The organism is Imperialibacter sp., from assembly GCF_048007035.1.
GTDB lineage: Bacteria > Bacteroidota > Bacteroidia > Cytophagales > Cyclobacteriaceae > Imperialibacter.
The window spans coordinates 6,095,354-6,121,231 of the sequence record NZ_CP180355.1; the positions used below are offsets into that span (position 1 = coordinate 6,095,354).

At 46.8% G+C, this 25,878-nt stretch carries 19 protein-coding genes; 11 read left to right on the top strand and 8 right to left on the bottom strand.

The features are described 5' to 3' along the window. Positions 1-3 precede the first annotated feature (3 nt). The 6 genes from ACMVP2_RS25890 to ACMVP2_RS25915 all read right to left on the bottom strand — a co-directional run bounded on the left by ACMVP2_RS25890 (position 4) and on the right by ACMVP2_RS25915 (position 9,585). On the bottom strand, positions 4-1,419 hold the full coding sequence (locus ACMVP2_RS25890; RefSeq protein ID WP_416865737.1) for an L-fucose/L-arabinose isomerase family protein: 1,416 nt from the start codon (positions 1,417-1,419) through the stop codon (positions 4-6). Between the two features lie 187 nt (positions 1,420-1,606). Beyond that, positions 1,607-2,395: a DeoR/GlpR family DNA-binding transcription regulator gene (locus ACMVP2_RS25895; protein ID WP_416865738.1), complete on the bottom strand. Its 789-nt coding sequence runs from the start codon at positions 2,393-2,395 to the stop codon at positions 1,607-1,609. Between the two features lie 333 nt (positions 2,396-2,728). Beyond that, positions 2,729-4,297 (bottom strand): SusD/RagB family nutrient-binding outer membrane lipoprotein, encoded by a 1,569-nt coding sequence (locus ACMVP2_RS25900; protein WP_416865739.1) that lies wholly within the window; start codon positions 4,295-4,297, stop codon positions 2,729-2,731. A 7-nt stretch (positions 4,298-4,304) separates the two neighbouring features. Continuing rightward, positions 4,305-7,850, bottom strand: coding sequence for a SusC/RagA family TonB-linked outer membrane protein (locus tag ACMVP2_RS25905; RefSeq protein WP_416865740.1), 3,546 nt, complete (start codon positions 7,848-7,850; stop codon positions 4,305-4,307). A gap of 76 nt (positions 7,851-7,926) precedes the next feature. After that, entirely contained in the window at positions 7,927-8,919 is a 993-nt protein-coding gene (locus ACMVP2_RS25910) for a FecR family protein (RefSeq protein WP_416865741.1), read from the bottom strand. A gap of 54 nt (positions 8,920-8,973) precedes the next feature. Next, positions 8,974-9,585: an RNA polymerase sigma factor gene (locus ACMVP2_RS25915; RefSeq protein ID WP_416865742.1), complete on the bottom strand. Its 612-nt coding sequence runs from the start codon at positions 9,583-9,585 to the stop codon at positions 8,974-8,976. Between the two features lie 248 nt (positions 9,586-9,833). Between ACMVP2_RS25915 and ACMVP2_RS25920 the strand changes: the two genes are divergently transcribed. The 5 genes from ACMVP2_RS25920 to ACMVP2_RS25940 all read left to right on the top strand — a co-directional run bounded on the left by ACMVP2_RS25920 (position 9,834) and on the right by ACMVP2_RS25940 (position 17,732). Then, positions 9,834-11,441 carry a DUF5060 domain-containing protein gene (locus tag ACMVP2_RS25920; RefSeq protein WP_416865743.1) on the top strand — a complete coding sequence of 536 codons (1,608 nt, stop codon included), beginning with the start codon at positions 9,834-9,836 and terminating at the stop codon, positions 11,439-11,441. A gap of 118 nt (positions 11,442-11,559) precedes the next feature. Beyond that, the gene (locus tag ACMVP2_RS25925; protein ID WP_416865744.1) at positions 11,560-12,942 is read left to right on the top strand and encodes a hypothetical protein; all 1,383 of its coding nucleotides are present in this window, start codon (positions 11,560-11,562) and stop codon (positions 12,940-12,942) included. A gap of 114 nt (positions 12,943-13,056) precedes the next feature. Continuing rightward, positions 13,057-14,538 carry a DUF4038 domain-containing protein gene (locus ACMVP2_RS25930; RefSeq protein WP_416865745.1) on the top strand — a complete coding sequence of 494 codons (1,482 nt, stop codon included), beginning with the start codon at positions 13,057-13,059 and terminating at the stop codon, positions 14,536-14,538. 175 nt (positions 14,539-14,713) lie between these two features. Further along, on the top strand, positions 14,714-16,021 hold the full coding sequence (locus ACMVP2_RS25935) for a nucleoside hydrolase-like domain-containing protein (protein ID WP_416865746.1): 1,308 nt from the start codon (positions 14,714-14,716) through the stop codon (positions 16,019-16,021). A gap of 235 nt (positions 16,022-16,256) precedes the next feature. After that, complete coding sequence (locus ACMVP2_RS25940; RefSeq protein WP_416865747.1) at positions 16,257-17,732, top strand: nucleoside hydrolase-like domain-containing protein; 1,476 nt, start codon at positions 16,257-16,259, stop codon at positions 17,730-17,732. Positions 17,733-17,812: 80 nt separating this feature from the next. Here ACMVP2_RS25940 and trxA read toward each other — a convergent pair whose 3' ends face one another. Then, the gene (gene trxA / locus ACMVP2_RS25945; protein WP_350071107.1) at positions 17,813-18,172 is read right to left on the bottom strand and encodes a thioredoxin; all 360 of its coding nucleotides are present in this window, start codon (positions 18,170-18,172) and stop codon (positions 17,813-17,815) included. 91 nt (positions 18,173-18,263) lie between these two features. Next, a complete protein-coding gene (locus ACMVP2_RS25950) occupies positions 18,264-18,842 on the bottom strand; it encodes a hypothetical protein (RefSeq protein ID WP_416865748.1) in 579 nt (192 codons plus the stop codon). Between the two features lie 39 nt (positions 18,843-18,881). On the opposite strand from ACMVP2_RS25950, the gene ACMVP2_RS25955 reads away from it, so the two are divergent. The 6 genes from ACMVP2_RS25955 to ACMVP2_RS25980 all read left to right on the top strand — a co-directional run bounded on the left by ACMVP2_RS25955 (position 18,882) and on the right by ACMVP2_RS25980 (position 25,873). Continuing rightward, complete coding sequence (locus ACMVP2_RS25955; protein WP_416865749.1) at positions 18,882-19,712, top strand: ATP-binding cassette domain-containing protein; 831 nt, start codon at positions 18,882-18,884, stop codon at positions 19,710-19,712. Beyond that, positions 19,702-20,499: a hypothetical protein gene (locus ACMVP2_RS25960; RefSeq protein ID WP_416865750.1), complete on the top strand. Its 798-nt coding sequence runs from the start codon at positions 19,702-19,704 to the stop codon at positions 20,497-20,499. Before ACMVP2_RS25955 ends, ACMVP2_RS25960 begins: the two co-directional genes overlap by 11 nt. Position 20,500: 1 nt before the next feature. Beyond that, on the top strand, positions 20,501-20,857 hold the full coding sequence (locus ACMVP2_RS25965) for a GntR family transcriptional regulator (RefSeq protein WP_317491811.1): 357 nt from the start codon (positions 20,501-20,503) through the stop codon (positions 20,855-20,857). Between the two features lie 5 nt (positions 20,858-20,862). Next, positions 20,863-21,549 (top strand): GIN domain-containing protein, encoded by a 687-nt coding sequence (locus ACMVP2_RS25970; protein WP_416865751.1) that lies wholly within the window; start codon positions 20,863-20,865, stop codon positions 21,547-21,549. Between the two features lie 98 nt (positions 21,550-21,647). Continuing rightward, the gene (locus ACMVP2_RS25975; protein WP_416865752.1) at positions 21,648-22,538 is read left to right on the top strand and encodes an ABC transporter ATP-binding protein; all 891 of its coding nucleotides are present in this window, start codon (positions 21,648-21,650) and stop codon (positions 22,536-22,538) included. After that, the gene (locus ACMVP2_RS25980; RefSeq protein WP_416865753.1) at positions 22,535-25,873 is read left to right on the top strand and encodes a hypothetical protein; all 3,339 of its coding nucleotides are present in this window, start codon (positions 22,535-22,537) and stop codon (positions 25,871-25,873) included. Before ACMVP2_RS25975 ends, ACMVP2_RS25980 begins: the two co-directional genes overlap by 4 nt. Positions 25,874-25,878 lie beyond the last annotated feature (5 nt).

Here is a 25,878-nt window from a genome sequence, read left to right on the forward strand (position 1 = left end):
CTATTATCCAACATGGTGATAAACTTCCCATCCCATGTAATTCTCAAATGCTTCTTTTAAAGCAGCAGCAGTTTGTGATGCATTCATTACCACATGATGTTCAAAACCGTTTTTACAAACATGTTGCATCAAACCCTGAAGGTTCGGAATTTTGGCAACAGCCCTGTTGCCAAAAGTTTTCAATTCATCGTCAGTCAGCTGACCATCGCCTACGTAGGCCTTCATCACCCCTTTGGTATCGTCAGTAGTGATTCGCCCAAATGTTAATGGTGAGGCGGGAGTTCGGCCGTCCAATGCGCCATAGGTGTTTTCTACTCCTACGGTCGTGCCGAGAATAGGTGCATTGCTGATTTCAATATCGGGCAGGAACGATTTTGCCCAGTTGCCACAATGGAACAAAACGCATTTATCATCGTCGTCAGCATAGTTGTTGTTCCAATCGACAAGTGCGCTTGGCGAGCCCGAAGCTAGTTGCAAGGCATACATGCTGAGGGTTCCGGTTACGTCCACCTCACAGGCACTGGGTATCATCCCCTCGCTGAACATGCTGGAGCTTGTGCAGACATTACAACCATAATTTTGCTGCAATGATGTCCAGCATTGGATAGCATTGGCATCCAGGTTATTGGCCTGCATGAAGTCATTCAGCACCACATCAAGCTTCGCAATCTGGAACATCGCCTCCGCAGGTGTTTTTCCGCTTGATGCATAGTTGTGAATCTTCTCCAGATGGTCTTTAACACGCTGATCGGTATTGCTCAACTTATTGGCGTTGCCCAGAATCTCCGACAAGTCACATGTGACAACTGAGATGCCATTTTTCTGGAGAATCTTCTCACTGTATCGCACCGTATTGAAAGCAGTTGGCCGGGCACCAATAGCACCAATGCGCACATTTTTCATGCCCTTCACTACACGGCAAACCGAAGCGAACTTCATTAAGTCGTCAACAAACGAGGGATCAGTAGGATGTACAACATGCTTGGTCGTGATGGTGTACTTGATTCCATACTGGTACAGGTTGTTACAAACTGAAATCTTTCCGCACCACGAATCCCTCCTGTTTGCTACGTTCAGTTTATTTAGTTCGTCGGGATACCCCTGAATTAACACAGGTACTTTCAAATCAGCCAAGTGAAGCGTATCTGCCACTCCCCTTTCATCGCCAAAATTGGGCAGCACCACCAGTACTCCCGCAATGTCGGTCTTGTGTTTTACAAACAAGTCAGCACATTTACGTGCATCCTGATACGTTTCTACACCACCAAGCTTTGTGTCATTTTCACCAAGTAAGATCGCATTGAAGCCCTGCTCTTTAAGCACCTTCAGGATGTCTACTCTTGCTTCTGAAACGAGCTTGTCTGGAAAAAAGTCCCTGTTTCCAATAATGACTCCTAATGTGATATTCTGCTTTTTCATCTGTATAAAACTTAATTTTTAGCGGCCAGATGGAATAGCCAAGACCTTTCAGAAGTGATAGTCGCCTGTCTGCCGACTTTATTCATTCCGCTGGGTATGGTTATCCTTATGGCTATTTCATCTGTATTAAATCAATTTTCCATCAGCCACATCGTTCCGCCGAGGCGGAGTCTCTTTCCATGACCTATTATTTGAATTCATTTTTAGCACCTTTTTCGGCAATGATCAGTTCGATCTCATTGTCTTTAAAGACCTGTTTGTGTTTTTCGTCAATACCTTCGTCAGTAATGATAAAATCGATAAGCGACAATGCCCCAAGGCTGGCAAACGCACTTTTTCCCATCTTGGTAGAATCAGCCACCAAATAGGTGGTTTCGGCTGCTTCAATCATGGCCTTCTTAACTACAAGGTCACTTATACTGGGATAGGTCAGGCCCGATTTTAACGAAATTCCCGATGTTGCGAGAAACAGCTTTTGAACATTTAGTCCTTTGAAAAAATCAGCGGCCTTTTGCCCCGTAAGTGAGAGGGTGGGCGGCTTGAATTCCCCTCCTGTCATCACCACGGCAATGTTCGGATTGGCACCCAGCATCAATGCTATATTCAATGCATTGGTGATAACGGTGAGGCCACTGATGTCCTTAATCTTCTTGGCAATTTCGGTAGTGGTTGACCCTGAATCCAGGATGATTACATCTCCCGGATGAATAAGCTCCAGGCACTTTTGCGCTATAATTTCTTTCTCATTCAGGTTGTCCTGATTGATCAAGGAGAAATTTCGCACCTGATCTTCAACGTTTTTAAGGTAAACGCCACCATGCTCCCGAACAACCAGCCCCTGTTTGTCCAGTTTTTCCAAATCCTGGCGGATCGTCACTTCTGTCACCTTAAAGATCCTGGCCAAATCGATTACCTTGGCGGAACCATCTTCCCTTAACAGGTCTAATATTTTATCTTTTCGTTGCTTAGGTAGCATATTGAATTACACGTTTGACAAAAATAGATATTTTCGTTTATTTATTATTTTTTTCGTTTACTTTCTTTAACGTTTTTAAATATATCTATTTTCTGCTATAATTCTCCATAAACAAACGGCAGTCTTTTCGCCTCGAAAACTGGCCAGGTTTAACGGAATCCAAGTCGGTATGACCTTCTGAACGCTTCCAGCTAGATGTCAGCCGGGTTGTGGGATGAAGTCGGCAGTTTTCAATTGAATTTGTGTGGCAAACGAGCCTGTTAAATTGAAAAAAAGAGGCGGCTATGTCACATCATAGCCGCCTGAATTAAACTGGACTAAATGCGTATTGTATTATGGTTTGTCCCAGAACACTCTTGAGGTCAACACATCACCACCCATGGCTGCCGCTGCGGCTGAATAATTTGCTTCATTGGCCGAGCTCTCACGATCAGGGTAAGACATTCTGCGCACAAACCCATCGCCGCCGTTGGCCAGCAATGAATCATCGAAATCGTTGCGACTCAATGTGGGAAAACCTGACCGTCTGAAATTGGCAAATGCCTCTGAGCCATTGCTAATATTCACAACCCAATATTGCGTGTTGATCAATTCCAGGGCATTCGCTGCATCAAATGCAACGCCCGGCTGAGAAAGGTAGGTGGCAATTTCAGACGTTGTAACTTCTGAGTTGGGGTATTGCGAATACCATTGCATATCTGCTGCAATGCCATCTTCATAAAAATCTTGAGCACTTCCGGATATCCAGCCCATCGCAGCTGCCTCAGCCAAAAGCAATGACGTTTGAGCATAGGTAACAAACACCCTTGGGGCAACCGGAGATGCTACGCTGTAGATGTTCATTTGTGAATAGTTCAACCCGCCACCTTTTGGGCCTCTGTAGGTTGTCATCGCAATATCCGCAGCAATAGTGCCACTTAGCACCCCAACCGGAACACCAAACTGGTTGGCCAGCACAGTATCAGGAACGCCGTCGGTAATGGCGGCGGGTTCGTCATAGCTGGCCACAATATACTTTCCTCTCGGATCATTGGTGCTTTTGAGCTGATCCACCAAAGGCTCCGCTGCATAATTGAAGTAGGAGAAATTACGTAAAGAGGCATTTCCACCATTTGAATATAGAGAGCCGTCGTAAGTGAGATAAGCGTTGTCAGCATTTGCTGTCATTACGCCGCCGGCTACCGCCTCAGACACGATACTCTCCGCCAATGATGCATTTACTTTCGAGTACCTCATCCCCAATCTCAGCAAAAGCGAATTTCCCAATTTTTTCCACTTTGCTACCTGGGTGGATGCATCGCCCGAAGGAACAGAACCATTGGTGCCGTAAAAGAGATCCGCTGACACAAAGTCACCCGACGGATTAAGGGCAGCCAATGCCGCAGTGATCTCAGTATACAGGTCATCATAAATTGCTGCGTCATCGTCATATTCAGGGTAAAAGATACCGTCGGTGACAGCCTTGCCAGCATTGAAATAGGGTACATCGCCATAATGATCTACCAATCCCATGAAAATTTGTGCCTTCCATATCCTTATCATACTAAGCAAGTTCGATTGAGCGCCATCCTCACCCAAAAGCACAACGGCTTGCCCTAAGTTTTTAAGCGCATCGGGGTAGGAAGCATCCCACTGCGGGTTGCTGATTCCATCTATGTCGGCATTAAAGTTAAATCCAAGTGTGGCACCTGAATTATAGGCGTTCACAAAATGCTGAACGATTGTGTGTTCGCCAGCCCAACCACCTATATGTGCCAATCGCTGAGAGTTTGCAAACAATAACCCTGGATCGACTTCATTTACCGCATAGGGGTTTGTGTTGATTTCTACAAAATCTTTGTCGCAACTGCCTAGAAGAAAAAAGGCAGTGAAAAGAAATATATAAGTTTTTATAGTCTTCATATCGCTTCTAGAATTTAACATTTAAACTGAATGTGTAATTGCGTGTGGTAGGCAGGGAGGAGTTTTCGTAACCTGCCCTGAAATCTCCAGACGACTGAATGGCTTCAGGATCCAAACCTGGCATATCCTTGTAGAGGATGGCAAGGTTACGTACCGCTGCTGTCATTGTAAGTCCTTTGATAAAATCCAAACCGCCAACTTTACTCAAGGCACTAGTGAAATTGTAGGAAAGCGATATATTCCTCAGCTTCACAAAGTCTGTTTTGAATGTGAAAGGGTCACCTATCTGAAGGTTTCTATAGTCTGAATAAAAAGCCCTTAAGTCTGAAACCGGCACAGTAATGTTGTTGTCTACATATACCGGGTTTTCCTGTGTGCCTGTGTTAATCACTCCAGGGTAAACCAGCCCGCCTTCTCTACCTTCCAGAGACAGTATAGAGTGTCCCTGACGGGTAGTATTAAGCCAGGTCGAAGACAATACAGTGCCGCCAAACTTATAGTCGATATGAACGCCAAGTGACAAGTTTTTATAGCTAAAGGTGTTTGCCCACCCACCTGTAAGCTTTGGCATTGAACTGCCTACCGGAAGGAAACCGTTGGTGTTTTCTGCCCCAGGTGTAGAACTATTCGTTGCAAGCAAACGACCATTAGCCGAATTAAGAACCACGTCACCGTTATCATTTCTCAAGTAGGACCTGGTATACAGCTGATTCATGGGCATCCCCACTGTGTAGCGCAGTTCTCCAAGAAACTCGTTTCCTGTGCCATTAAAGTATATGAGCAGGAGGCTTTCAGGCCCGCCAAGATCCAGTACTTCGGTAGAAAGAACTGTATTGTTCCACGAGCTTGTCCATTTAAAATTGCCTGCTTCAATTGGTGAGCCCTGGAGTAGTGATTCGAAGCCAGCGTTTTTCAATGAAGCCTTGTTTTGCTTGGATTCAGCAAACCCCGATGCTTCAGAAATTTGTACGTTAAGTATTTGGTCTGTGGTTATTTTTTCAAATACACCTAAATCAACCAATACCTTGCCTTCAAACAGCCTCATTTCTACACCCAATTCTTTCTCTGTTACAGTAAATGGTTGCAAAGCAGTGTTTGGTGCGGCCTGACCTGAAACCCCGGCCAAAGTTTGACCATTGAACTGATTGGCCAGAATTGAATAAGTGAGTCGTCCGTCGTACGGATTTACGCCATTTGCACTACCTACCTGCGCCCACGAAGCTCTCAACTTACCATAGGAAAGCCATGGCTGGCTCTGAAGCACTTCGGAGAAAATGAAACTTCCCGAAACGGAGGGATAGAACTTTGAATTATTTTCAGGATTCAGAACAGAAAACCAATCGTTCCTGCCTGTAAAATTCACGTAAAGCATTCCGTTATAGCCAAACTCTGTCCAGCCGTAGAGAGAATTAACACGGGATACGCTGTAGTTGTAGGGGGTAATGCCCTGGTCACGCAAAGTACCATTGGGCAAGGTATACAGCTCTGGCACCGTGAAATTGCGTGCATTCTGCTCAGTTCTTTGCCATTGGGTTCTGTAGGTGTTTCCACCAACGCTCGCATCTACCGAAAACACTCCAAATTCCTTATTTCCACCAATCAGGAAGTCTGAATTGATGTCCCTTGTCATGGTGTTTCTAATGTTATAGCTACCACCATAAGTGCCATCATTATTCAACAAGTCAGAATCTCCAATGCCGGCCACGTCGTTCCATTCAGCGAAATTGTTTGATTGGTCATAATTGTATCTTCCCTGGGCATACAGCCAATCTGTGATTTGATACCTAAGTGTAGTGGTTCCCAGCAATCGATTGCGGTCGTCGTTAAAATACATCCCTTTTTCCAGCAAATAATAAGGGTTAACAATGGTACCAAAGAAACCAGATTCCCTGTATTCTGACCCGGAAACCGGATCGACAGCGCTTTGCTTATAGGACTCAAGTGGGTTCGATATCGCCATCCTCGTAAAGAAGTTTACAGCTCCGGGGCCTTGCGTTCCTATCTGGGGTGAATTGATGTTTTCCTCATTTGCATAGTTGACATTCAATTGCATTTTCAGCTTGCTGGTGATGTCATGGTTTAACCCCACATTGAAAATTCGCTTTTTATACTCATTATTCGGGGTTATGCCTTTAGCGTCTACATCGGAATAGGATGCTCTAAAGCTTCCTTTATCGCCACCGCCTGACAACGCAATGGTATTGGTCCAGTTGGATCCTGTGCGGAGAAAATCAAAAAGCCTGTCCTCATAGGCAGAATAAGGCCTGCTCACTCCGTCAAAATTGATAGTCGGTGCACCGTCCAATTTTTCTCCCCATCCATAGTGACCCTGGGATGCTGCCGACCCCTTGTCTTGTGGCCTGAGTCCTCCGTCGCCAGCGCCATATTCTGTCTGGAAAAGTTCGTCCATAAAATTCAAAGCCTCCATGGCTGAGTAGCTGGCTGAATACTCGACGCCAATACCCTGGTTTTTACGTCCCGATTTTGTTGTGATGATGATTGCCCCGTTGGCAGCTCTGGAACCATAAATAGCCGCAGCAGTTGCACCCTTCAGCACAGTCATGCTTTCTATATCGTCGGGGTTAATGTTTTGTAAATTGTCTCCAAGGTCCCGGTTGTTGTCACGACCATTAACACCCCTGGCACCCTGATCAATGGGTAAACCATTAATAACAAAAAGAGGGGAATTATTTGCTCCCGCAAATGCAGCCTGCCCACGCAGACGAACCTGCATACTGGAGCCTGCACCAGCAGCTGGAGGGGTAATATTTAATCCTGCAACCCTACCTTCAAGTGATTCCATCACGTTGGTTGTTCGGTTATCGACCAGGTCTTTTGTGTTAACGGAGGTCACCGCATAGCCTAATTTCTTGGATGCCTTTTCAACACCCAGGGCGGTAACTACCACTTCCTCTAATGAGAAAACATCGACGGCCATGGTGACGTCTATTACTGATCGTCCGCCAACGCTAATTTCCTGGGTAACGTGGCCAATGAATGAGAAAATAAGTACAGAATTCTCTTCGGGAACCTCTAGGGAATAGGCTCCATTTGCGTCTGAAATTGTTCCGGTGGAGGTGCCTTTCACCACAATTGTGACTCCGGCTATCGACTCACCATTTTCATCGACTATTTTTCCCGACACTCCAACTCTCACCCTGATGTCCTCTTCAACGCTGGGTGCTTTGGCATCCGGTTTTAGGGGTTTGATAGAAATTTGCTGATTGACTCTTCTGATGGCCACATTTGCCTGAGAAGATATCGAGTACATTAATACATCCATCTTCCACTCCCCTTCAGGAACCAACACATTTTTTTCTGCCAGTTCTTTTTTTGAGTAAACGAAGGAAAAGTCGGTTTTGCTTTCCAACTCTTTGATAACGTCAATAAGACTTGTCTTTTGATAAGCCAAATCAACCGAGATTTCTCCAAGCAGCTTCTGCTGGGCGGATGTCTCAGTGCCGAAAGCCATTGTGAGCGAGTAACAAAATATTGTTACATACGCCACAAACTTTGACACGTGTAAAATTAATTTTCGTAATTTTGCATTCATAATTGTTATAGTTTAAGTTGTCAAAGACTTAACTTTAAAAGCCGGGCAGTTTCCCCAAACTCACGTCCGGCTTTTTCTATTTAGTCTCCTGGTATTTAATGGTTACTTGTTTTTCATTGATTTCATATTTGAATTCGTAATTATGTGAAAGGCATGTGAGCACTTCTTCCAGGGATACATTGTTAAAATTTGCATTGAGTTTCTTACCCCCGTTCACACTTCCTTCTACCTCAAAAGTGACACCGTACCAACTGGATAAGGCCTTCAAAATAGCGGGAAGCCCGGCCTCGTTAAAGACCAGGTTCCCTTCCCGCCAACCGAAAACTACATTCGTATTTTGAATCCTTGTTTTTGTGATTTCTCTTGTGTTGGGAACGTAACTCGCCAACTCATCAGGCATCAGCCTAACCGATGAATTTGAAAAACTGTTTGTCACTATCACCTCCCCGGTTTTTACTGCCACCGCCACGTCGGGCTCAGCTGCATAGCTACGGATATTAAAAGACGTCCCTAAAACCTTAACCTGCCCCCCATTAAGGTCAATAACAAATGGGTTCAGTGTATCTCTTGACACGTCGAAAAATGCTTCACCAACCAGCTCCACTCTCCTATTGCTCCTCGAAAACGACTTTGGGTATTTGAGTGTACTCCCGGCATTCAACTTTACCGAGCTTCCATCTGGCAATCTAATCACCCTCTTTTGCCCTGCTTCGGTAGACTTAGATTCATAAACAACATCGCCTGAGGCATCATTGCGATTTTCAACATTGAACGAGATGAAATACATAACTCCAGCAAATGCAACCAAAAAAGAGACGACTGCGGCTACTTTATGAAGGTGCCATCTCTGTTGTCTTTTTGGCTGCAAGTTTGCGACTTCGGCCTCTATCCTGCTTAAAAGTCGATTTTTAAGCTCCTCTCTCGATTCATTAGAAACTAGCTCGACCCTGGCATCATCAAAACCGGCATACCAGTCGTTAAAGCGCTTCAACTCTTCCTCCGACGCGGTGTTAGTCAGAATTTTAGCGGCCAATGTTTCAACGTGGTTATTAAAATGCTCGAGCTTCATCAGGTAGTAAGTCGTAAAAGGAGGTCATCTTACGTAGTGAGATTTGTGTTTTTTTTACTTATCAGCTAAAAACGCAACAAATAGAAAAAGAATAGTTGCCGTATATTTGCTTAATTGTGCCTTTAGGTGCTTTAGAGACTGATATATCTGCGTTTCAACAGTCCGCTTCGAAACCTGAAGCTCCTCTGCTATTTCGGATGACGTTCTACCCATGTCTCTACTCATCGTAAATATGAGTTTGCAGCGCTCCGGAAGTTCCTCAACCCCTGCCTTGATTTTATCACTAAGCTCGTTAAAGGAAAGCACTTCGTCGGGCTCATACGAGGATGCCACCAGCAGATGTGGCGAACATTCGGACAAGGTTGTCTGGTCCAGCCTTCTCTTACGAAAATGGTCAATAATCTTGTATTTTATGGCTGAATACAGGTAAAAACGCAGATTCTCTTTGATCCTGATGTGTTCAAAATTTTTCCAGATTTCCAGAAAAAGCTCCTGAATCAGGTCTTCTACTTCCGTCTTTGACTTCAACCTATTGTATCCAATTGCATAAAGTGATTCCCAGTATTCGTTGTAAATGGTTTGAAACTCCTCACGCTTCATGACGCTGTCTGAACCACCGTCTACAATGCTCTCTAAGATCTTGTCATTTCGCTTGGGTGTAGGCATGTGAAATAAGTTTGAAACAAATAAAACTAATAAATTTTCATTTACTTTCTTTTATTTTCTTATTTTTTCTTTTAGCATGCATTCATAAGCAAACATAAACCCAGTTTAACGAAGACAGAAGCAGCCAAATATTTTCATCGAGTGAATTCACTAATAAACACTAGCCAGTTAACTGAAAGCAGCCGATAAAGCAGCCTGGCGTATTATTCGGTTCAGTAGAAAACTCCCTACTTATAGATATCCTAACCATGAAAAAAATTCAAACAAGAAAAATATGGAGAGCAGTCACTTTGCTCTTGGTTGCGTCCTGGCTCGCTGTGTCGTGTCAATCGGAAGAACCCCTTCAAACTATCGAACAATGGGGTGTTTTCGAATTAGATATGGCAGGCCCATCGGAAGGAAGCCCTTTTATGGACAACAGCTTTGAAGCGACTTTCACAAATGGGCCACAGACCGTGACTGTCCCTGGGTTTTATGACGGAAATGGCAGCTACAAAATAAGGTTCTCACCAGACGAGCAAGGACGTTGGACATACGTTACCCGAAGCAATCAGGGGGAATTGAACGACAGCAAAGGGTCATTTCAATGCATTGAACCCAACGGAAACAATCATGGGCCATTGAAGATAGTGGACACTTACTATTTTGAATATGCCGACGGAACACCTTTCTATTCTGTTGGAACCACAGCCTATCAATGGACGAGCGTCAAGCAAAGCATCCAGGAAAAGACGCTCAATACCCTGGCTAAGTCACCTTTCAATAAAATACGCATGTGTGTGTTTCCCAAGAGCTACAGTTATGGAAACGACACTGAGCCCTGGGCCCTCCCTTTTCAAAAAAAGGACAGCCTTAACGATCTCACGCAACCGAACTACGAATTTTTTCAAAACTTTGACAAGAGGGTGGCGCAATTGATGGGAATGGGGATTCAGGCCGATGTCATTCTTTTTCACCCTTACGACCGATGGGGATATAGCGAAATGGGAAAGGAAATGAATGAAAAATACGTTCGCTACATGATTGCCCGTCTATCAGCCTACAGAAATGTTTGGTGGTCGCTGGCCAACGAGTGGGATGTGCCGAGAATTAAGGAAACGATTGCCTGGGAAGGAATTGGCACATTGCTTCAAAAAGAAGACCCACATCAGCGCTTTCGCAGCATACATAACTGGTACCATGATGAAAGCCATTTTTATGACCACACCCGCCCCTGGGTAACCCACGTTAGCACACAGACTTTCTTTTTCTTCAATGCGATAAAGTGGCGCAAACAGTACCAAAAGCCAGTGCTATTTGATGAAATGCGCTATGAAGGGGATGTGCCGAGTAGTTGGGGCAGGTTGACAGCCAAAGAGATGACCAGCTATTTCTGGCAGGCTGGCCTCAGTGGTGTGTATGGTATGCATGGAGACACCTTTAAAAATGACTCTGACAGCGAAACGGAAGTGCGCTGGTGGGCCAAAGGAGGAACTTTAATGGGTGACAGTCCTGACAGGATAGCTTTTTTCAGGAGAATTATGGAAGAGGCACCTGTTACAGAAATGACTCCTGAACTGGTATCACTTTCCGGGCTGGCCGTTCCCGACACAATTCCTGACAAAAATTCGAATGAGCTGATTGAGCAGCTCAATAATAACATTTACACCCTGGCCAAAGAAGGCGAGTACTATTTGACTTATGCCGCAGACTCCGCACAGTCGATTGAACTAAACCTTGTTGGCACAAAAGATTATACTTTGGAAGTAATCGACACATGGAATATGACAATCGATCCGCCCAAAGTAGTGAAGCCAGGTAAGTTTCTATTTGAGACTGAAATACCCTTTACGGCACTTCGGCTTATTTCAAACTAAAAGGCATTATTCGACAGGAAACGAAAATTAAGTAAGCGTAACAAAGGCCCGGACTTAACAAGTCCGAACCTTCAAATCTTGAACACATCTACTACAAATTGAATTTAAAAAAACTACAATGGCTCATATAACAAATAAGAAAGGTACTACCCAATTTCAACAAAAGGGACAAATATTTACTCGTCTGTCTGCCCTCATCGTGGTGGTGGTGATAGTTGGTTTTGCTTCATGTTCCAGTGAAAAGAAAACCTCCGATCAAGTATTGACCGAAGAGGAAACGCCTGCAAATGGTCTCCAATTTACCAACTGGCTCAAAGAATACATCCCCAGTCAGTACCCTGATGTTGAAGTGGTCGATAACAAAGACTGGTTTCAAGCGGTTATTCCGGAACTGGATCTCACTATTAGTTGGGCGTTTCTGCCCCAGGAACAATTGGCTTTAAAAGGAGTTCATGGACACTATCAAGGCAAGTCCATCTTCATCTCCGAACCAACAGCGTACAATTGGACTAATGTACCAAACGTAGCATATACTAAAGGAGTAGGCTACTATCTTCCGAGCTACGACTCGTCTAGCATGGGTGGTTTAGAAGTAGCGAAGCTTTCTGTACTTCAATTCAGAGGTGGCGATGCAAGCAAGTTTGTTAAAGCCATGAGCAAGGCCTGGTTGTCACTTTCCGAAGAAAAGATTCACCCTGACGTCGAAACTAAATTTGCTGTTTGGCTAAAGCAATACATACCAGACAATTACGAAAACACCACCTATGATCATCACAATGATTGGATGCAAGTTTCAATTCCCGACTATAACCTCATACTGAGCTGGGGGCCGGTAACTCCAACACAAACAGAATTGCGAGAGGTTGAGGGGCTCACTGAAGGCGAATCGCTTTTCATTGCTAAACAAGGCGAGGAAGATTGGACTAGCCTTCCAGGGGTTAAATACTACCCGGGCATCGGATATTATGTTGCCAACTATTCCTCATCCACCATGGGGAATTTTAAAGTCAGACCAGTCACTATTATTCAATTCAGTGGTGATGATGCCAGCAAGTTTGTTGACAACATGGTAGATGCCCACGAAAAAGCCCCCTACATTTCAGAATATGATTTTATGTATTGGGTAAAAGACTACGTCAATGCAACGCATCCTGGGCTTACATTTAGCTACAACGGCGCATGGTATCAATCTACTATTCCTAAAGATGAGCTTACAGTGACCTGGGGCACTATGGCTAAGTCTCAAATGCCGCTCAAAGAGCTTCATGGACTTCGAAAAGGTAAATCCATTTTCATTGCCAAAGAAACCAAAGAAGATTGGGACGCACTGCCTGCTATTGAATTCACTCCCGGTGTTGGTTACTATGTATCCGACTATGACGAGTCGACCATGGGAGAGTTTGCGGTGGGTAGTCTAACTGTCATTCAATTTAATGGAGTGGATGCAAGCAAGTTTGTCGAAGACATGAACAGGGCATGGTTGTCATCTTCTAAAGAATAGAACATCGCTTAAGCCACTACAGAAGCAGAGTTAGCATACCGTAACAAGCGCTTGGTAAAGTAATGGCAGAGTCAGAATAGCCTTTAATGAATTGTATTAATAAACACCTATAAAATGAAATTACGCAATCTAGCTATCGTTTGCATCCTATTTGTATCCATCTATCAAGCAAAAGCACAATCGCCATGGCAAGAACATGGTAAACTTGAAGTATCAACTAACGGACACTACATTCAGCATAAAGATGGTAATCCTTTTCTGTGGATTGGTGATACTGGTTGGGGATTGTTTCAACAGCTAACAAGAGAGGAAGTCGATCAATACCTGGACAATCGTCAAAAACTCGGCTTTACTGTCATTCAATCAGTGGTGTATTGGTATCCACATGGTGGCGGCATTCCAAGCGGCCCGCACAATGCTTCCAATGCCTATGGACACCGACCCTTCGAAGGCGAGGAAGACGCCCCTGACACTTCTAAGCCCTTAATAGTAAAAGGAGGAAGTCCTGATGCTCCAAACGACTACTGGGATCATGTAGATTATATAGTGGCGGCCATAAAAAAGCGGAATATGTACCTGGCACTATTGCCTTGTTGGGGACGGGCTTATGTTACCGAGCAATTTAATGGCTCCCATCAGGAATTTAATGAAGAAGAAGCGAGAACCTATGGTGCTTTTTTAGGGAAGCGTTACAAAGCGGAACCGCATATTCTTTGGGTAATAGGTGGAGATGCCAAAGCGCAGGTAAAAGCGTACGATACACATCATGTTTTTCAGGAATTTGACAAGCGTTCCATCTTCAGAGCGATGGCGGAGGGAATTGCAAATGGGGTAACAGGACAAAAACCTGTTTGGAATCAGGCACATCCTGCCTGGAAGGAAGTTTTCATGACTTACCACCCCGATGGTGACGCCACTTTTAATTCGTCCAATTGGTTCCACAAAGATGAATGGCTTACAGCCAATGGTGTGGAGGTATGGAGAATAGTAGATCAGGTTTATCCAATGATGATCACCGATTATCAACTTGACAGCCCAAAACCAAGTCTGTTTTTGGAGGGCTCGTATGAATATGGTTCGTACAACCATGAATGCGGATGGGTAACTCCGGTTAAAGTGAGAAGGCAGATCTATCATACTTTTTTTGGAGGAGGAACCGGGCACACCTATGGTGCAGGCCCCATTTGGTCGATGCGTGGAACAGAGGGGGATTACAATTGTGGCTACTCCTGGCAACAGGCTCTTGATTTTCCCGGCGGGGCTAATTTTGCAGGCGTTACTAAAGCATTTTTGCTAGAGCATGAGTGGTTTAATTGGGTTCCTGAAGGAAGAATTCTAGTAGGTTCTGTTGGTGAAGGCGAGAGCTTGAAACCCAGTGTCGTCCATTCAGCAGGCAACAAAGTGCTGGTTTACTTTTCTAATAACTCCGGTGCACATATCAAAAATACGATGAGCGGTTCGGCCAATGCACAGTGGTTTTATCCTCGTGATGGAAAAAAAGAAGATGCAGGTAGTTTTGACAAAAGCGAAGTAAGGGATATGATTCCTCCCAATGGCTGGGAAGATGCCATATTGGTGCTTCGCATGAGAGACTAAAAGTTTCAAGTGTCCTTGAAGAGAAAAGCTACATCGTCAAAGGAGAGCTTTTCACTACCCTCCCGGCGTCCGCTTGCTCAATGCTTGCTATGTATTGGTATTTTATAGTTTCTTTATGTTTCGTTTGCTTTCGTTTTGTTGTTATATCTATTACACCCAACTATATGGTAAGATCATGAACTTCCCTCCTGCTTCGTCCTCAATAGCCCCCATGTTCATCGCTATGGTTCTTTTAATCGGGTGTTCGTCCGATCCTAAAAAGGAAACCAAAGATGTAGTAACTAGCGAAAAACCAAGGGTAATTGTCAGCACCGATATTGGCGGAACTGACCCGGATGATTTTCAATCCATGATCCACTACCTGATGTACGCCGACAGGTTCCAAACAGAGGGCCTGATTTCATCCCCCTACGGATCAGGTAGAAAGGAACATATCATGCAAATGATTGACCTGTATGAAAGAGACCTGCCAAAGCTTCAGCAACACGCCAATTTCCCGACCCCCGACATATTGAGGGCTGTAACGAAGCAAGGCGCAAAAGACGCAGCTCCTGCCCAGGGATGGGACCAACCGACCGAAGGCTCGCAGTGGATCATAGAAAAAGCGAAAATGGATAGCGACCAGCCCCTCTGGGTGTTGATGTGGGGAGGCATCGAAGATGTAGCGCAAGCACTGCACGACGCCCCGGAAATAGCGGCAAAAATAAGGGTGTATTGGATTGGCGGCCCCAATAAGAAATGGAGCGTTCATAGCTATCAGTACATCGCCCGAAATTTTCCTGACCTGTGGATGATCGAAGCCAATAGCACTTACCGTGGTTGGTTTTTGGATGCAGATGCCCGGCCGGAAATGGACAATGACAACTTCTATGAGCACATGGTCAAGGACAAAGGAGCGTTTGGGGCCGACTTTGGCAACTATTACAAAGGTTCAATCAAAATGGGAGACACGCCTACGGTGGCTTACTTACTCAACGGTGATCCCGACAACCCCGAGGGCGAAAGCTGGGGTGGTAGCTTTACTCCATTGCCCTACGGCGCTGTCAGAAATTTTGAGCAACAAACAACGGTGGCGGATACCGTGCCTACCTACAGCTTCATGGAATGGACGTTTGACACGGGTGAAGCAGATGGTGGTGAGAACCCTGAAATCTGGATGGAGATTTCCAGGCAACGTATCAGAGGTTTTCATGAGGGAAATGGCGTATACAAAGTACGGTTTGTACCTCAGAAAATTGGGAAATGGGAATATGTAATTGGCAGCACCTCAAAGCAGCTTGATGGGCAAAAGGGTGCCTTTGTAAGCGCCAACCCCTGGCCGGGAATAGAAAACCCCGATAACATCCCACTCAACAACTGGTGGAGCGACCGCACCGGGGAGGACTTATACATAGGAGAATACCAGGGAGCTAAAACTGTATCGAAATGGCGTGAGGACTTCCTTTCGGACTGGGCCGAGCGCTTTTCCTGGTTGGAAGAATAAGTGCGGGACTAAGGCCTCGTGTGGTTTGGTTGAGAGCATTTCACCCTTCATCCCTAAAGGGGCCTACTAGTGACAATTCGTTCGCCCTTTAGGGGCGCCCGGCTTAGGGTTTGGGGTAAAAAATAGAATTGGGACACCGAACCTCTTAACCAAACCACACTGGGCCTAACAAAGTGGTGAAAATCTGTAGAAACTTATAAATTAATTGATTTTGCAAACAAATAAACCTACTTCAATGCCTACTATTAACGCAAAACAAAACTCGCCAGGGTTTCTCAGCCAGTTTTCCATGAAGGTGACTCTGGCCTTGCTGGCTTTCCTCGTCTTTTCAGCAAGCCTGGCTACCGCTCAGGAGAAGCCGAGGGTATTTGTTCTCACCGATATTGAGAATGAACCCGACGACGCTATGTCCATGGTTCGGTTTTTAGTGTACGCCAACCAATACGATGTCGAGGGTTTGGTGGCCACCACATCCATTCACCAAAAGAACAGGGTAGCTCCGGAGCGGATCCGTCAAATAGTGAACGCCTACGGCATGGTGAGTGACAACCTGGAAACCCACGAGCCCGGCTTTCCTACTCACGACGAACTGGCGAAGATCATTACCGAAGGTTTGCCGGTTTATGGCATGGAGGGCGTAGGCAAAGGAAAAGACTCTCCTGGTTCCGAATTACTAATTAAAGCGGCCGATCGTGACGACCCACGCCCGCTTTGGGTCACTGCATGGGGCGGTTCCAGTGTGCTGGCCCAGGCGCTGTGGAAGGTACGTGAAACCAGGTCAAAAGATGCATTGGCTCGTTTTGTAAAAAAGCTCCGTGTCTATACTATTTCTGATCAGGACGATGCCGGCCCATGGATGCGAAAGGAATTCCCAGACTTGTTTTATGTGGTAAGTCCCGGTTTCAGCGCCGGAGGCGCTTATCACCATGCTACATGGAGTGGCATCAGCGGAGAAATTTTCCACGGGCGTTTTACCGGAGCCGACTTTTCTGTGGTGACCAATGAGTGGCTGGAAAGCAATATTCGCAAGAAGGGCCCGCTGGGAAAAGAGTACCCAAGATGGGAATATTTGATGGAGGGTGACACTCCTTCTTTTCTCAATCTGATAAGCAATGGCCTCAATAGCCCCGAGCACCCCGATTGGGGTGGATGGGGTGGCAGGTATGAGTTTTATACGCCCCGCTTGCAGAAGTGGCACCTCTATGCAGAAAGCAGACCTTTCTGGAGCGACGCCCAGGACGAAGTACTGGGTACTGACGGCAAGTGGCACACCACCAATCACGCCACAATCTGGCGCTGGAGAGGCGCTTTTCAGAACGACTTTTCGGCCAGAATGGATTGGACAATACAGCCCGTTGACAAAGCCAACCATCCACCAGTAGCAAAGCTGGGCCATCCTGCTCAGCTAACGGCCAGAATCGGGGAGCGTGTTAACCTCAGTGCCGTTGGGTCGAGCGATCCCGATGGCGACGCCCTGTCGTATGAATGGTTCTACTACAATGAAGCGGGTACTTTCCCAGCCTCCAGTGCGAGAGATGGACAGCCAATCCCTATTCAGAACTTTGATCAGCCCAACGCCTGGTTTGTGGTGCCGAAGTCTCGGGTGATGGCTCCGGGCACTGGCACAATTCATGTTATTCTCGCCATTACCGACCACGGTACGCCCAGGTTGACACGGTATCAGCGTGTAATGATCAAAGTGGAGGAATAGATGCCATCGGCATTAGGACAAAAAAAACTGCACAGCGATCCTGTGCAGTTTTTCTTTCTAAAGGCCATTCGAATGGAGACCTACGCCGAGGCCACCAACTCTTTTTCAATGACCTCTTTCAACGTATGCTTGGGTAAAGCACCAGCCTGCATCATCGGCTGTTTTGTCATGGGTATAAAGAGCATGCTGGGAATGCTTCGTATTTGGAAAACGGCCGCCAGCTCCTGCTCTACCTCGGTGTCAACTTTGTAGATGGTCACCTCAGGGTGCTCGTTGGAAAGTTCTTCAAGCACCGGTGCTACCATTTTGCAGGGCCCACACCAATCGGCGTAGAAGTCGATAATCGCTGGTTTCTCCCCCTTGTATTTCCACTCTTTTTCGGTAGTATAGTCGAAAACATCGTCTTTGAATTGTTGTGTAGTCAATTTGACAGTTGCCATGGTTGCTTGTTTTAAGTTTCTACAAAAGTACTAGTTCTTCTGAAGGAATTTTGTGACACATGTCACGTAAGCCGAAGAAGCAGAGTCAACATCACAAAACCTGTTTCCGTTCAGCCAAGGGGCTAAGGCTCAAAGCATAGCATATAACGACTTTGCGGTTTGCTCCAGCAAACTTGCGCCTTTGCGTGATATATAATTCAATTAAAACGAACAACAAGATCTTCACTGACTTGTCAAGCCTGCCGGCTTTGCATGCAATCCGGTCTTCCGTCTCCTTTCTGAACATCCGAGCGTCTGAATACCCGATTGTCTTATTTCTCCCGACTCCGGTCTTCAGTCTTCCGTCTTCCGTCTTCGCTCTCCGATCTCCTTTCTGAACATCCGAGCGTCTGAACATCCGAATGTCTTCTTTCTCCCAACTCCTCACTTCGGTCTCCTGTCTCCTTCTCCCGACTCCTTTCTGAACATCCAAGCGTCTGAACATCCGAATGTCTTCTTTCTCCCGACTCCGATCTTCGTTCTTCCATCTCCTGTCTTCGCTCTCCCGTCTCCCGACTCCTATCTGGACATCCGAGCGTCTGAATATCCGAATGTCTTCTTTCTCCCACTTCCCACCTTTTTCAAAAAACTCCCCCCTCCTTTTGCATTTCCAAAAAACCTTTTCTACCATTGCACCGTACTAGTGAAGTAATACAGTAAATCACATACAATGATTGACATCAAGAATCTCAACTTTAACTATGGCAACAAGCGCCGACCGCTGTTTCGGGAGCTTGACTGCCAGATCAACGCAGGCAGCATTGTTGGCTTGCTGGGCAAGAACGGCGCCGGCAAAACCACGCTATTGAAGCTGATGATCGGATTGCTGTTCCCCGACGGCGGCACGGTCAACGTGAACAATTACGAGCCTGGGAAGCGACAACCCTCCTTTCTTGAGGACATGTTTTTCGTATCGGAGGAGTTCTACCTACCAGGAATCTCAATTGCTAATTTCATCAAAGCCAATGCGGATTTCTATCCCAGGTTTGATGGCGCACTGCTCCAAAGGCTGCTGAAAGACTTTGAGCTTCCTGAAACCGAAAGCTTACAGAAGCTCTCCTACGGCCAAAAGAAGAAGTTTCTGATCTGCTTTGCACTTTCTACAAAATGCCGACTACTGGTGCTTGACGAACCCACCAACGGGCTCGACATACCCTCTAAAGCCATCTTTCGTAGGATACTGGCAGGGGCTTTGGATGAGGACCAACTCGTTATTATTTCCACGCATCAGGTAAAAGACGTGGAAAACCTGATTGACCGCATCATTATGCTCGACAGTGGCCAGTTTATCATGCAGAAAGACCTTTTCGATATTTCGTCACGGCTTCATTTTTCCAACAGCTCGACAGCTGAAGGAGATGACATACTTTACAGCGAAATGGTGCCAGGTGGCTACAAAGTGATTACTTCTCAAGCAAATGGCAGCTCGTCTGTAGACATCGAATTATTGTTTAACGCCATTTTGAATGGCAATGAAAAATTGAAAAGCTATGTCCAGTAATATATTTAACAGCCGTCGTTTCCTGCTACTGTGCAGGCAGCACTTTGTTCATAACAACAAACTGCTGGGCTTTTCCGCAGGGGCTTATGTTGGTGTGGTATTTATCCTGCTGTCGTTCGTTCAGGCCAGCGAGGGGCTTCGACCTCATGATCTGGACAATTTCAGGGGATTCCTTATAGGGTTCGTGATTGTGTTTGGGCTACTCTATGTGGGCTATTCATTTCCGGCCTTTCGTTCGAAAGAAAGCACAATGAACTACCTGTTGGTGCCTGCCTCGCTGACGGAAAAATTCGTATTCGAATTGATCACCAGAATTGGCCTCATGTTGCTAGTGCTTCCGTTGTTGTTTTGGATCACTTTTAACCTGCAGGGATACTTCTTCACGCTGTTCACTGAATTTTCCTTCGACCCTATTGGCATTCAACAACTGGTTGCAGTGGAAATGCCAAATGGGATTGATTCCGTCGGTTGGTTCATTGTGATGATCACGGGCATGGGCTTGCTGCTGTTTGTGGTTCCGTTCACCGGTGCTGCCATGTTTTCAAAGCAGCCCCTGGTCAAAACACTTTTCTCGGTGGCTGTCATCGTCATTTTCTACTCTACGGTCATTTATCTGGTGGCAGAACCGTTGGGTCTCAATCAATATCACCCTGACCCTGAAGAAGGGATGTGGCTCGTGCCAACAAGTGAGCGTGCTGCTTTCCGCTTCTTCGCCATAGCGGTGATCATTGCCAATGCGGTCATGCTATTTGTGGCCTACAGGAAACTTAAAGAAAGGGAGGTGTAGTATGGAATTTCAAAACGGTAAAAGCATTTTTCTGCAGATCGCAGACACCATCACCGACAAGGTGGTGAGTGGTGAGTTTCCTGCTGGGGAGAAGATTCCCTCCGTGCGGGAGCTGGCGGCAGAAATGGGTGTCAACCCCAATACGATCATGAGAACTTATAGTGAATTACAAGCCATGGACATCATCGAAAACCAAAGAGGCATTGGGTACTTTGTGAACAAAGACGCTCAAAAGATTATTCTCGAAAGTAAGAAGCAGGAGTTCTTCAGCAAGGTACTCCCCGACTTCCTGCGCCATGCGGCCATGCTTGGCATTACGTCAAGCGAATTGAAAAAACACATTGAAACTTTAAAATGACCACCATGAAGCTCAGCAATAAGATACTTATCGGGTTCTTCGGATTCATCCTCATTTATATGATGGCAGCGTTCACCGAGATCCGTGTTCGGGGATACAAAAGAGATTTGAGTGGTACGGAAGTGCAAGTTGAAAAAGCACCCCTTGGCAACGTCGGGTACATTGTGCTGTCAGACTCGGAACACAGGGTAACCATAAGCTCGTCGAACGAGCCGCACATAGAAGTAAAAAGCATTGATGGTAGTTTTCTATCGAGTCTCAATTACGAGATGACAGGAGACACTTTGCACCTCAAAATCAACGAAATTATCAGTGGAAAGCCGGTTCAGGTGACTGTCTTTGTGACCGAAAATACATTCAGAGGGTTGCAAGCCACCAGGGCATCGGCCAGTATAACGAAGTTTAGTCAGCCGACGCTGTCAATTACTCAGTCCGGTGGCAGCATCAGAATAGATGGAGATGTCAATGTAACGAGCCTGAGTATAGCAGCGTCAGACAATGCGAACCTGGATGCAAGTGGTTTAAGCGTGAACTCGCTATCAGTGCAGATGGATCACTCGAAAGTGATGATCTGGTCACCGGTTGTGCAGCTTCGTGGCAGCATACTTAATGACTCTTATTTGAGGATTGACGGGGTTGATGACATACAATTCACTAAAGACAAAAGCAGCAAAATCCAAATCCAGGACTAAGGACGGACTGTGTATCACGATTTGAATTCGTATTCCAGAGAACCAAGCTTGTAATCTAAGAAAGAAAACAAGCACCTATTGTAAGTATACTGTAGCTGATGAACATTGAAATAAGAGGGCTTTCAAAAATCTATCCCAACGGGCACGCAGCCATACGCAATGTCGACCTCGACATAGGCAGCGGCATGTTTGGTCTGCTGGGGCCCAACGGCGCTGGCAAGTCCAGCTTCATGCGCACGCTGGTGACTTTGCAAAGTGCTACCTCAGGGTCTATACTCATTGAGGGAATGGACATCAACGAGCACCGCCACAGGATCAGGGCGATGATCGGCTACCTCCCTCAAGATTTTACGTTCTTCTCCAAGCTGAAGACCTGGGAATTTCTTGACTACGCCGCCCGGCTGGCGACCAACCTGAAAAAGAAAGACCGGCTGATCAAGGTAGACCACCTGTTGGACCAGGTGGGTCTGCTGGATGTGCGGGAGCGCATGGCCAACAAGCTCTCCGGTGGTATGAAGCGCCGGTTGGGCATTGCCCAGGCATTGATTGGCGACCCCAAGCTGCTGGTGATTGACGAGCCCACCACAGGCCTTGACCCTGAGGAGCGGATTCGCTTCAGAAACATCCTGTCCGACCTCAGCCAGAAGGACGTTACGATCATCCTTTCTACCCACATTGTGGGCGACATCAGCAGCACCTGCCACAACATGGCCATGCTCAACAAAGGGGAAGTGGCCTTCAAAGGCTCACCGGAAGGCATGATTGAGCAGGTGCGTGGCCACGTGTGGCAGGTAACACTCGGGGACGAAGAGTTTACGGAGATCAAAAACAAGTATTCGGTCGTGTCTACCATACCCGTGGAGGGCCAATGGGAGGCACAGCTCATCGCTACCGATCAACCGCATCCAAAGGCAAAAACGGTGAACCCCAATCTGGAGCACGCCTACGTCTATTTTATGGAAAATCAATTGGGCGTTTCGCTGGTATGAGTGCTATTTCGAACATACTGACCATTGCCCGTTACGAGTCCAAAGTGGTTTGGCGCAACTGGTTTTTCCGAATCGTGTCGCTGGCTGGCATCGGCTTCGTATTCATTTTTAACCTGGCGGTTTTCTCTGAAGTGGACACCCCCCGACGGTTTGAGCTTTCCAATGGCTGGATGATGCCCTACGCCACCATGGCCATGATCAGCATTGCGCAGGTTGCGGCCGCGGTTTTCCTGGCCACCGGTCTGATCAAAAAAGACAAGAAACTCGATACCAACGAGGTATTCTTCGCCCGGCCGATTTCCAACCTTGATTATGTGCTGGGCAAAGCACTGGCCCTGTTCAACCTTTTCTTCTGGCTGAACCTGGTGCTTTTGTGTATCCCGTTGATCATCAACCTCACCAACCCTAACACTACTTTCAATCCGCTGGCCTTTGCCGTTTATCCCTTGTTGATAAGCTTGCCGACGGTCGTTTTCTGCACTGGCATTGCCTTTCTGTTTGTTACCATTTTGCGCAACCAGCCCATCACCATCGTGCTGCTGCTGGGGCTGTCAGCTGTAGAGCTCATCTACTATTTCGATAAGTTCTCCTACATCTTCGACTTCATGGCCTTCAGGCTGCCCATGTTTGCCTCAGAGATCACCGGCTTTGCTCACCTTGACCTGGCCCTGTGGCAAAGGTCGTTCTACCTGGTGGCCGGCGTGGCTTCCCTGTTCCTGACTGCCTTCTTCCTTGATCGCCTCGCCAGCCACAAAACAACCAAGCTGGTGACAGGCTTCATCGGCGTGTTATTGGTGGGTGTTTCGTCGTTTATCATGGTTCACCTGCTCGACATGCGGCAAACACCGATCGCTCTCAGGCAAGACATGATTGCGGTGAACGGGCAATGGGCTGAAGTACCTAACATCGACATTCTCACACACCACATCCAACTTGAGCAGGTTGAAAACAGGATTGTGTCCTCTTCCACCCTAACAGTGAAGAACAACCACGGAGAGCCGTTGACCAGCTTCTACTTCACACTGAACCCTGGCCTGGACATTAGCAGCTTCACAGTGAATGATCGCAGCGTGGAGTTTGAGAGGCATTTGCAGGTGGTGTCGGCCGGCAGTGGCATCATCATACAGCCCGGTGAAGAAGCCAAAGTGAAAATAGACTACCAGGGCACAATATGGGAGTCGGTGGCCCACCTCGAAGTGGGTCAGGACCGATACGAAACGCCAAAGGACTACCTGATGTTTTCCCTGCCGAAGAAGTATGCCTTCCTGCAACCCGACTATGTACTGCTGACTACGGACGTGCTATGGTACCCTGACACTCAGATTGGCTATAGCCGGGAGTCGCCCAGGAAGGGAAGAACGGCATTTGTCGATTTTGCGCTGGAAGTGAAAACCAATGAAGGCCTGATGCCCGTTTCACAGGGCCAGGTGACGCAAGACGGCAGTGTTTTCCGGTTTAAGCCCGAATACCCTCTTCCGCAGCTTTCGCTGGCCATTGGTGCCTACGAAAAAAAGGAGCTCACTGTTGACAGCGTGACCTACGCAGTCTATCACTACCCCGACGGCAATTATACGTCGGAACACCTCGGCCAGCTGACCGACACGCTCAGCTTACTCATCCGTGACATCGTGAATGAATATGAGTATGGGCAAAAGATCACCTACCCTTTTCGGAGGCTGCAGTTTGTGGAAACGCCCGTCCTGTTCACTGCCTATAACAAAATCTACGAAAGCCAGCAGGCCTATCTGCAGCCAGAAACCGTGTACTGGCCGGAAGAAGGAGGCGATATTAGGGAATTTGATTTCAGGAGGCAGCTAAAGGACATGGACGAGCAAGCCAAACGGGACAACCAGGTGCTGAGCGACAAGGAAAAACAAGCCAATGTCTTCAACGATTTGATAAAAAAGGTCTTTACCAAGCAGTCGGGTACTGTGTGGTTCTATGGTGGCCGTGACGAAGATCAGCCTGATTATTCGCTTTTCCCCCATTTGTACAGCTATAATTCCGGCGTTGTGAGCAGCGACTGGCCATTGCTCAACCGAAGCATTTCCAGCTTCCTGCGAAAAGACCTGCAGGCCGAGAATGACTATTCCCGAAACATGAATGGCATCTCTTTCGAAGAGGAATGCAACGAGCTGCTGCGAAAGTCGATGATCAACGACATCCTGACCAACGAAACGGACTTCAACAAAATCAGCAAATCAATTTCGCTGAAGGGGCAATACCTGTTTGCTTACCTGGGACAGCTGCTGGGCCAGGAGGAATTCAAGGGGTTTGTGCAGAACTGGGTCAACAGTCACCGGCATCAGCTGACCAACTATGAAGATTTCAGGGCAGCGCTACAGCAACACTTTGGCCTCGACATTGACCCTGTCATCAGGCAGGTGTATTTCAGCACCGCACAACCAGCGTTTGAAATAGCCGATGTTCAGAAGTTTGAGGTGCTCGACGGCGACAGAAAACGCTATCAGATACTGCTGGACATTAAAAATACCGGTGACAACGACGGGGTGATTGAGGTAAAATTCAATGCAGATGACAGTGGAAACGACAATCAATTTTCCCGGCGAAGGGAGAGTCAGCAGGTAAAAGAGGATGTGCCAGGCTACCTCTCCGTCATCAGGGTAGGCGAAGCAAAACAATTGGGCTTTGTGCTGGATGAGAAGCCTGACAAAATAACGATTAATACCCTCATTTCGAGGAATATCCCTTCGGTGATCACCATGTCCACAGGCATATTCAGTCCCCGCAAGCTGACTACGCTTTTCGAAGGTGAAAGAGTGCTACCGCCTGCCGTGGCCACCAGCCAAAGCGAGGTGATCGTCGACAACGAGGATTCGGGGTTCAACACCTTTAGCCCCGTGGAACCTACCTACCTGAGGGCCTATCTAGACAGCAAAAGCCCCTCTGATCAGAAATACTTTGGCAACTGGCACCGCTCCCGTTCGAAATGGAGGGCCACCACGGGCTCCAATTTCTATGGCAAGTCTGTCCGGTCAGCCCATTTCACAAGGGCAGGCGGCGGCGACAAACTGGCCACCTGGGAGGTCTCGCTGCAGGACGAAGGGTTCTACGACGTGTATGTATACATGATGGGCAAGAACCAGAATGAGTTCAACGGGCGGGACGACAACAACAAACAGTTTGACTACAACTATACCATCCAACATAGCGACGGCAGCGACGACATCAAATTCAATATTTCGAAAGCGGAGTCGGGCTGGAACTACCTCGGCTCCTACTACTTCAGCACCACAGGCGGAAAGGTGGTGCTTTCAGACGACTGTGAGCTGGGAACCGTGTATGCCGACGCCGTGAAATGGGTGAAACAATAAACGAT